The organism is Bacillus pfraonensis (genome assembly GCF_050768835.1).
Classification (GTDB): Bacteria; Bacillota; Bacilli; order Bacillales; family Bacillaceae_G; genus Bacillus_A; species Bacillus_A pfraonensis.
The window spans coordinates 1-515 of sequence record NZ_JAHCDO010000121.1 but is presented as its reverse complement, the minus strand read 5'-3'; the positions used below and the strand labels follow the sequence as shown (position 1 = coordinate 515).

1 protein-coding gene is annotated in these 515 nt (G+C 35.9%); it reads right to left on the bottom strand.

The genetic code is table 11. From position 1 onward, the window contains the following. Window positions 1-515: IS4 family transposase (locus KFD70_RS29385; protein ID WP_431613564.1), on the bottom strand; the 515-nt coding region annotated here is incomplete at both ends.

Here is a 515-nt window from a genome sequence, read left to right as displayed (position 1 = left end):
TCTCAATTGAGCGGGTTTTGTTTTAAATACCACTGTTTCGAATTCTTTTCTATATATTTTAGTTGGTAATTTAAGACGTGATAAATAATATCCTTGCTTATCTTGAATAGACTTAAAGTCTTGTAAACGAAAATATCCTAGGTCATGAATATATAGTTCATTCTTTTGTATCATACCTGTTCGAGTCGCACCATACGCCTGATCACTCCGTTTGCCTGGTTCAATTTTCACATCAGAAAATTCTCCACTCAATAAGTCATACTCTAGTTGAATTTTTACACCAGCTTTATGACTGCATCCTCCGGCACCAGGATAAGTAGATGCGAATCGATCTGGAACTTGAAAGGTTGTAGAATCAAGGATACGAATGCGCTCAAAGTAAGCAGAAAGAGAATGAGAAATCTTAGATAACCCTCCAATTTTAGCTTGTAGAAGTGTAATAAATACAGTTCGAAAGAAGGCTACAGAAGCCGAATTAAATCGTCGATTAAGTCCCTCTGGACTTAATAAAACTC